Here is a 7,964-nt window from a genome sequence, read left to right on the forward strand (position 1 = left end):
TGCCGCCGCGCCCCAACCGCCCCACCCGCGCCGGGCGTTCATGGCCGGGTCGGGTCGCCGCGCCTCTCAGACGCCTCGCGGGCGCCGCGGACCCGCGGCAGCTCCGCCTCAGACCCGCCTCAGACCGCCATGGGACCGGCATGGGACCGGCTTCAGACCCGCCGGAGCCGGAACACCGCCGCGTCCAGGTCCCCCTTCAGCCCGGTGTGCAGCCCCTGGTGCAGCAGCACGGACCCGCGGTGCACGGCGCCGGTGTCCAGGCACTGGTAGGCCGCCCCGGCCTCGATCCCCCGCAGCCGCAGCGCGGGCGGCCGCTCCCCGTAGTGCTGGGACTGAAGCCAGGCCAGCACCACGCTCTCGTCGCCGCGGACGTACTGCACGGCGCTGAGCCCGCCCTCGGGGGCGCGCAGCCGGTACAGCTCGCCGTGCTGCACCACCGGCCTGATCGTCTTGTAGAGCTCGACCCACCCGCGCGCCTCCTCCAGCTCGTCCTCGCTCCACCGGGCGAGGTCGCCCCCGACCCCGAGCACTCCGGCCATGGCGCTGACGAAGCGGTGGCGCAGGGTGGAGACCCGGCCGTTGAGCTGGACGTTGGGGCTGTCGGTGACCCAGGCGGCCATCACGCGCGCCGGGTGGAGCTGGCTGAAGCCGTGCTGGATGGCCAGCCGGTCCAGCGGATCGGTGTTGTCGGACGTCCACACCTGGTCGGTACGGGACAGGATCCCGAGGTCGATCCGGCCGCCGCCGCCCGAGCAGGACTCGAAGGCGACGCCGGGGTGCGCGGCCCGCAGCCGGTCCAGCAGGGCGTAGAGCGCGTGGACGTGCTCGACCCACAGCTTCTGGGGATACGGCTCGCCCGGCCAGCCCGCGTCCGTGAAGCAGCGGTTGAAGTCCCACTTCACATAGTCGACGGGCGCGCTGGAGAGCAGCGCGTCCAGCTGCTCCCAGAGGTGGTTCCGCACGTCCTCGCGGGCGAGGTTGAGCACGAGCTGGTTGCGGAACTCGGTGCGGGTGCGGCCCCGGTGGTGCTGCACCCACTCCGGATGGGCCCGGTAGAGATCGCTGTCGGCGTTGACCATCTCCGGCTCGACCCAGATCCCGAACTGCATGCCGAGCGCGTGCACCTCGTCCGCGAGCGGCTTCAGGCCGCCGGGGAAGCGGTCGGGGTTGGGCGTCCAGTCGCCGAGCCCGGCGCGGTCGCTGGTGCGCCGCCCGAACCAGGCGTCGTCCACCACGAAGAGCTCGACGCCCATGGCCGCGGCCCGCTGGGCGAGCGCGCGCTGCTGCTCCTCGCAGACGTCGAAGCCGGTGGCCTCCCAGGAGTTGTAGAGGACCGGCCTGCTCTCGTGGGCGTCGGGGACGACCCGGTCGCGCTGCCAGGCGTGCCAGGCGCGGCTGGCCCCGCCGAAGCCGCCGTCGCTCCACAGCCCGGCGAAGACGGGAGAGGTGTAGGACTGGCCGGGCGCGAGGCGCAGCAGCCCCGAGTCGTCGTAGCCGGCCCCGCCGGTGATCTGGACCAGGCCGTCGGGCAGCTGCTGCACGGAGATCCGCCATGATCCGGACCAGCCGAGCGCGCAGCCGTACACCTCGCCCCGCTCCTCGGTGGCCCCGTCCGCGTCCAGGGCGACCCAGGGCAGGTGCTGGTGCCCGGTGTGCCCGCGGCGGCTGCCGATCACCTTCTCGCCGTACGTCAGCGGCGACCGTACGAGCAGCGACTCGGCCGCCCAGCGGCCGTGCAGCTGGCTCAGCCGCCAGGCGTCGCGCTGGGGCAGCGTCCAGGCGGCGGCGTCGGCCCGCAGCAGCTCCAGGTCGGGCCCCTCGCCCTCGTGGGCGACGGTGGTCCAGCGCTCGACGACGTCCGCGTCGTCGCGCATCCGCCAGTGCAGGGTGAGCACGAGGCCGTGCACGGCGTCGGCGAAGCGCAGCCGCAGCTCGTCCGGGGCGGCGTCGGTCTCGGCGCCGGCGAAGGTCCACTCGGTGCCGCGGACCTCGTCGGCGCGGACGGAGAGCGCGGGCCTGACGAACCGCGGCCCGCCCTCGACGGGATACTCCTCGTGCCCGTCGAGCGGCGACTCGAAGGGCCAGTACGGCGGCGGCTCCTGGGCGGCGAGCGCCTCGGCGTCGGCGGCGGAGATCCGCGGCCCCCAGTGGATGTGGAGCAGTTCGTCGGCGTGTGTCAGACACAGCGCATAACTGCTGGTGGATCCGGAGAGAACCCACGTACGTCCGTTGCCCACGCTCTGGATCATGCCGACCTCTCAGATATGCACAGGTTCGAACAGGCCCGCACATCATCGGACGGCTACGGTCGTCCGGGCAACGCCCTTGCCGGGACGCCCCGAGACACGTGGCCTACGCATCGATGTCGTATCGTCGGGAAACCCGCCATCGTCGGCGATCAGCGCCGACGGCAGTTCACTTCAGGAGCCACAGTGACGCAGCAGCTGCCGCAGGTACCGTCGACAGAGCCCGAGCTGGCCGGGGTGCGCAACTTCCGCGACGTCGGCGGACTGCCGACCGGGGACGGCGGACGCGTGCGGCACGGCCGGCTCTTCCGCAGCGGCCATCTCGCGCACGCGACCGAGAGCGACGCGGCGTTCCTGTCGACGCTGGGGCTGCACACGATCTTCGACTTCCGCAACGCCGCCGACCAGAAACTGGAGGGGCCCGACGTCGAGCTGCCCGGCGTGCGCAATGTGAACCTGCCGCTCAGCGACCCGGCGGACGGCGCGGAGTTCTGGAAGATGGTCCGCGACGGCGACCTCGACCAGCTCAAGGCGATACTCGCCGACGGCAAGGCTGCCGGCCGGATGACGGCCTCGTACCGCTCGATCATCACGCAGCGGACGGCCGAGCACAGCAGGGTCCTGCACGCGCTCGCCGAGGACAGCGTCCCGGCCCTGATGCACTGCGCGGCGGGCAAGGACCGGGCCGGCATCTCGATCGCCGTGTCGCTGCTCGCGGTCGGCGTGGAGCGCGACGCCATCGAGGCGGACTACCTCAAGTCCAATGACCCGCACCGGCGTTATGTGGTGCGCCGCAGCGACGACTCCCCGGCCGGCATGTCCCCCGAGGTGATGGAGCTGCTCAGCCCGCTGTTCGACGCGCGCGCCGAGTACCTCGACGCGGCCTTCGACACGATCGCGCAGACCTGGGGCACCACCGAGCGCTACCTCAGCGAGGGGCTCAAGGTGAGCCCCGAGACCCGTGAGCGGCTCCGTGAGCGGCTGATCGACCGCGCCTGAGGCGACCTCCGAGGCTGCGGCTACCCGCGATGCGGGCCTCACTCGCCGCCGAGCGTGAACAGCAGGTAGAGGAAGGCGGCGAACACATGGCCCGCCACCAGATAGGCGAACAGCCTGATCACCAGGCCCCTGGGGAACTTGCTCTCCTGAGAACTGCCTGACATGGCGGGTACTCCTCACGCGTGCGGGTGGGAATGCGGGTCGGGGCTCTGCAGCAGCGTGTGCACGAAGAGCAGCTCGGCGCCCTCGGGCACGGCCGCCGCGATGCGGTGCGGGGTGAGGGAGTCGAAGTGCGCGCTGTCCCCTGGGGACAGCTCGTGCACGACGTCCCCCAGCGTCAGCCGGAGCCGCCCGGCCAGGACGTACAGCCACTCCTCGCCGGGGTGCACGCGCACCAGGTCGCCCTGGGCGCCGTACGGCACCTTCACGCGCAGCGCCTGCATGGCGCGGCCGGGGCCGCCGGCTCTGCGGTAGCTCCAGCCGTCGGCCTCGGCCGGGCCCATGCGGCCGGCCCGGACGACGGGCTCGGACTCCGGGGGCTTCTCGCCGAGCAGCTCGGAGACGGTCGTACCGTAGACGCGGGCGAGCCCGAGCAGCATCGGCAGCGAGGGCTGCCGACGTCCGGTCTCCAGCCGGGACAGGTGCGCCGGGGAGAGCTCCGCGCGCTGGGCCGCCGCCTCCAGGGTGAGCCCGCGGCGCCGGCGCAGCGCCCGTAGCTGCGGAGCGACGTGCGGCAGCGTCTCCTGCGACGCCTCGCCCGCCGCGTCGGCGGGGTGTCGGGGGTCCGGAGGGCGTCCTCCGGGGGAGCTGGACATGTCCCCATTGGGCCAGTCTTTTTCCTCCGAGGCAAATATCTTGCCTCAGAGGCAAATCGCACAGTGCAGGACCGACCCGACGGTCGGCGTCTCAGCGGCCCGCGACCGCCTGCTTCACCAGCGTCCGGCCGAAGTCCCACATCAGCCCGCCGCTGCCGTGGGCGTCGTCCATCACCGCGGCGAACGCCTCGACGAAGCGGTCGACTTCCTTCTCTCCGATGGTCAACGGCGGAATCAGCTTGATCACTTCCATGTGGTCGCCGGAGACCTGGGTGAGGATCCGGTGCTTCTGCAGCAGCGGCACGACGACCATCTGCGCGAAGAGCCCCTTGCGGGCGGCCTGCAGCATCGTCCAGCGGCTGCGCAGTTTGATCGACTCCGGCCGGCCGAACTCGATGCCGATCATCAGCCCGCGCCCGCGCACCTCGTGCAGCAGCTCATAGCGGTCCACCAGCGCGGCCAGCCGCGACCTCAGCAGCTCCCCGGTCACCCGCGCGTTCGCCACCACGTGCTCGTCCTCCAGGACCGAGAGCACCGCGAGCCCCGCGGCCATCGCCTGCGCGTTGGAGCCGAAGCTGGCCGAGTGCACCAGCACCCGGTCCATCGACGAGTAGACCTTCTTGAAGATCCAGTCCTTGCCGAGGGTCGCGCCGACCGGCACATAGCCGCCCGAGAGCGCCTTGGCCACGCAGATCAGGTCGGGCTCGACGCCCGCCTCGAACTCGTACGCGTAGAAGTCCCCGGTCCGGCCGAGACCGGTCTGCACCTCGTCGGCGATCAGCAGCGCCCGGTGCCGGTGGAGCAGCTCCTGCGCGGCGTACAGGAATCCGGGCGGCGTCGGGTGCACGCCCTTGCCCTGGACGGGCTCCACCACGAAGGCCGCCACATCGCCGCGCAGCAGCTCCCGCTCCAGCGCGGCCAGATCGCCGAGCTCGATCGCGGTGTCCGGCAGCAGCGGCTCGAAGCCGTCCCGGAAGCCCGCCTCCCCGTTGACCGACAGCGACCCGGTCGTCAGCCCGTGGAAGGCGTGGGCGCAGTACAGGATCCTGGGCTTCCCGGTCGCGTACCGGGCGAACTTCAGCGCGGTCTCGACGGCCTCCGTGCCGCTGTTGCCGAAGAACACCCGGTCAAGATGCGGGCTGTGCGCCAGCAGCCTCTCCGCGAGCAGCCCGGGCAGCGGCTGGCAGTCGAAGCGGGTGAGGTCCGCCAGCGACGCGTCGAGGACGTCGTGCAGCGCCTTGCGTACGACGGGGTGGTGCCGGCCCAGGCCCATCACGCCGAAGCCGGCGAGCATGTCGAGGTAGTCGTTGCCGTCGGCGTCCCAGAAGTAGGCGCCCTCGGCGCGCTCGTAGACCTTGTCGAAGCCGATGGTGTGCAGCATGCGCGGCAGCTGGTGGTTGAGGTGCCGTGCGTGCAGTTCGTAGCGCTCGGCCCCGCGCTCGGCGAGGAGACTCGCCAGATCGAAGCCCTTGGTCGGCTCGGACATTCCTCAGCTCTCCTTGACTGCCATGGCGGCACTGATCCGTCCCGCGATTTCCACCGGTGTGAGCCCGATGTCGGCCAGCACCTCGCCGCGCTTGGCGTGCGCGAGGAACTGCTCGGGGATGCCGAAGGTGCGCAGCGGCACGTCGGTGCCCGCGTCGCGCAGCGCCTGTCCGACGGCCGAGCCGACGCCGCCGCTGCGGCTGTTGTCCTCCACCACGGCCACCAGCCGATGGCGGGCGGCGAGCGGCGCGAGCTGTTCGTCGACGGGCTTGACCCAGCGCGGGTCGACGACCGTGCAGTGGATCCCGCGGCCCTGGAGCAGCTCGGCTGCCTGGAGGCAGACGGAGGCGAGCGCGCCGACCGACACCAGCAGCACCTCGGCGTCCGCGGGGTCGTCGGGGCGCCGCAGGACGTCCATCCGGCCGATCCGGAGCACCGCGTCGACCGACTCGCCGACCGACTCCTTCGGGAAGCGGAGCACGGTCGGCGCGTCGCGGACCTCGACGGCCTCGCGCAGCTCCTCGCGCAGCCGCTCGGCGTCTCGCGGGGCGGCGATCCGCAGGCCCGGCACGCACTGGAGGATCGACATGTCCCACATGCCGTTGTGGGAGGGCCCGTCCACGCCGGTGACGCCGGCCCGGTCCAGGACGAAGGTCACTCCGCACTTGTGCAGGGCGACGTCCATCAGCAGCTGGTCGAAGGCCCGGTTGAGGAAGGTGGCGTACACGGCGACCACCGGGTGCAGCCCGCCGGTGGCGAGCCCGGCCGCGGAGACCGCGGCGTGCTGCTCGGCGATGCCGACGTCCCAGACCCGCTCGGGGAACCGCTCGGCGAACTCGGTCAGCCCGACCGGGTGCAGCATCGCCGCGGTGATCGCCACCACGTCGGGCCGCTCGGCGCCGATGGCGGCGATCTCCTCGCCGAACACCGAGGTCCACGAGGGCCCGTTGGAGGGCGCCAGCGGCTCGCAGGTGAGCGGGTCCATGACGCCGACCGTGTGGAAGCGGTCGGCCTCGTCCTGGAGCGCCGGCTGGTAGCCGCGGCCCTTCTCGGTCAGACAGTGGACCAGGACCGGCCCGTGGAATCGCTTGGCGCGGCGCAGCGCGGACTCGACGGCGGCGACGTCGTGCCCGTCGATCGGCCCTACGTACTTCAGGCCCAGGTCCTCGAACATGCCCTGCGGCGCGAAGGCGTCCTTGAAGCCCTTCTTCGCCCCGTGCAGCGACTCGTACAGCGGCCTGCCGACGAGGGGGGTGTGCTGGAGCACGTCCTTGCCCCAGGCCAGCACGCGCTCGTAGCCGTCGGTGGTGCGCAGGGTGGCGAGGTGGTTGGCGAGCCCGCCGATGGTGGGGGCGTAGGAGCGCTCGTTGTCGTTGACGACGATGATCAGCGGGCGGTCCTTGGCGGCGGCGATGTTGTTGAGCGCCTCCCAGGCCATGCCGCCGGTCAGCGCGCCGTCCCCGACGACCGCGACGACGTGGTCCTTGCGGCCGAGCACCTGATGCGCCTTGGCCAGTCCGTCGGCCCAGCCGAGCACGGTGGAGGCGTGGGAGTTCTCGATGACGTCGTGCTCGGACTCCTCGCGGGAGGGATAGCCCGACAGGCCGCCCTTGCCGCGCAGCTTGGAGAAGTCCTGCCGGCCGGTGAGCAGCTTGTGTACGTAGCTCTGATGTCCCGTGTCCCACAGGATGCGGTCGGCGGGCGAGTCGAAGACCCGGTGCAGGGCCACGGTCAGCTCCACCACCCCGAGGTTGGGGCCGAGGTGTCCCCCCGTCCTGGCCACCGCGTGGACCAGGAACTCCCTGATCTCCTGGGTGAGCTCGCCGAGCTCCGCACAGGTCAGCGCCTTGAGATCGCGCGGCCCCCGGATGGTCTCCAGTATCGTCACGGTCGGACCCCCTTCACATGCTGTTCAGCTCACGGTGACGGCGGGCGGCCCGGACGCCGCCCCTGCGTCCTCCATTGACTCCGCGATCTTGAGCGCCTCTTCGACGAGGGTCTCGACGATCTTCGACTCCGGGACCGTCTTGATCACCTCGCCCTTGACGAAGATCTGCCCCTTGCCGTTGCCCGACGCCACGCCCAGATCAGCCTCGCGCGCCTCGCCCGGACCGTTCACCACACAGCCCATCACCGCCACGCGCAGCGGCACCTCCATGCCGTCCAGACCCGCCGCCACCTGGTCGGCCAGCTTGTACACGTCCACCTGCGCACGCCCGCACGACGGACACGAGACGATCTCCAGACGCCGCTGCTTGAGGTTCAGGGACTCCAGGATCTGCAGCCCCACCTTGACCTCCTCCGCCGGCGGCGCCGACAGCGACACCCGGATCGTGTCCCCGATCCCCTCGCTCAGCAGCGCCCCGAACGCCACCGCGGACTTGATCGTGCCCTGGAACGCCGGACCCGCCTCCGTCAC

General features: G+C 71.9%; 7 protein-coding genes. 1 reads left to right on the forward strand and 6 read right to left on the reverse strand.

Annotation, left to right across the window (positions count from 1 at the left end):
* Positions 1-152: 152 nt before the first annotated feature.
* Positions 153-2,249: an alpha-galactosidase gene (locus AB0M39_RS40630; RefSeq protein ID WP_365373833.1), complete on the reverse strand. Its 2,097-nt coding sequence runs from the start codon at positions 2,247-2,249 to the stop codon at positions 153-155.
* A gap of 183 nt (positions 2,250-2,432) precedes the next feature.
* Between AB0M39_RS40630 and AB0M39_RS40635 the strand changes: the two genes are divergently transcribed.
* Positions 2,433-3,245 carry a tyrosine-protein phosphatase gene (locus tag AB0M39_RS40635; RefSeq protein ID WP_365373836.1) on the forward strand — a complete coding sequence of 271 codons (813 nt, stop codon included), beginning with the start codon at positions 2,433-2,435 and terminating at the stop codon, positions 3,243-3,245.
* A gap of 38 nt (positions 3,246-3,283) precedes the next feature.
* On the opposite strand, the gene AB0M39_RS40640 is transcribed toward AB0M39_RS40635, so the two are convergent.
* From AB0M39_RS40640 to AB0M39_RS40660, 5 genes are all read right to left on the reverse strand, one after another.
* Positions 3,284-3,409, reverse strand: a complete 126-nt coding sequence (locus tag AB0M39_RS40640; protein ID WP_365373839.1) for a DUF6126 family protein — start codon at positions 3,407-3,409, stop codon at positions 3,284-3,286.
* Positions 3,410-3,421: 12 nt separating this feature from the next.
* The gene (locus AB0M39_RS40645; RefSeq protein ID WP_365373842.1) at positions 3,422-4,060 is read right to left on the reverse strand and encodes an XRE family transcriptional regulator; all 639 of its coding nucleotides are present in this window, start codon (positions 4,058-4,060) and stop codon (positions 3,422-3,424) included.
* A gap of 91 nt (positions 4,061-4,151) precedes the next feature.
* Positions 4,152-5,546, reverse strand: coding sequence for an aspartate aminotransferase family protein (locus AB0M39_RS40650; protein WP_365373845.1), 1,395 nt, complete (start codon positions 5,544-5,546; stop codon positions 4,152-4,154).
* Positions 5,547-5,549: 3 nt separating this feature from the next.
* Complete coding sequence (gene dxs, locus AB0M39_RS40655; protein WP_365373848.1) at positions 5,550-7,433, reverse strand: 1-deoxy-D-xylulose-5-phosphate synthase; 1,884 nt, start codon at positions 7,431-7,433, stop codon at positions 5,550-5,552.
* A 24-nt stretch (positions 7,434-7,457) separates the two neighbouring features.
* Positions 7,458-7,964, reverse strand: a 507-nt coding sequence (locus AB0M39_RS40660) for a flavodoxin-dependent (E)-4-hydroxy-3-methylbut-2-enyl-diphosphate synthase (RefSeq protein ID WP_365373851.1), incomplete at its 5' end; no start/stop codon positions are given.

It is taken from the genome of Streptomyces sp. NPDC051907 (assembly GCF_040681075.1).
Lineage (GTDB): Bacteria > Actinomycetota > Actinomycetes > Streptomycetales > Streptomycetaceae > Streptomyces.

Excerpts from the sequence above, each read along its gene's own strand:
- AB0M39_RS40630 (WP_365373833.1), bottom strand. The coding sequence starts at position 2,249 with ATGATCCAGAGCGTGGGCAACGGACGTACGTGGGTTCTCTCCGGATCC.
- AB0M39_RS40640 (WP_365373839.1), bottom strand. The coding sequence starts at position 3,409 with ATGTCAGGCAGTTCTCAGGAGAGCAAGTTCCCCAGGGGCCTGGTGATC.
- AB0M39_RS40645 (WP_365373842.1), bottom strand. The coding sequence starts at position 4,060 with ATGTCCAGCTCCCCCGGAGGACGCCCTCCGGACCCCCGACACCCCGCC.
- AB0M39_RS40650 (WP_365373845.1), bottom strand. The coding sequence starts at position 5,546 with ATGTCCGAGCCGACCAAGGGCTTCGATCTGGCGAGTCTCCTCGCCGAG.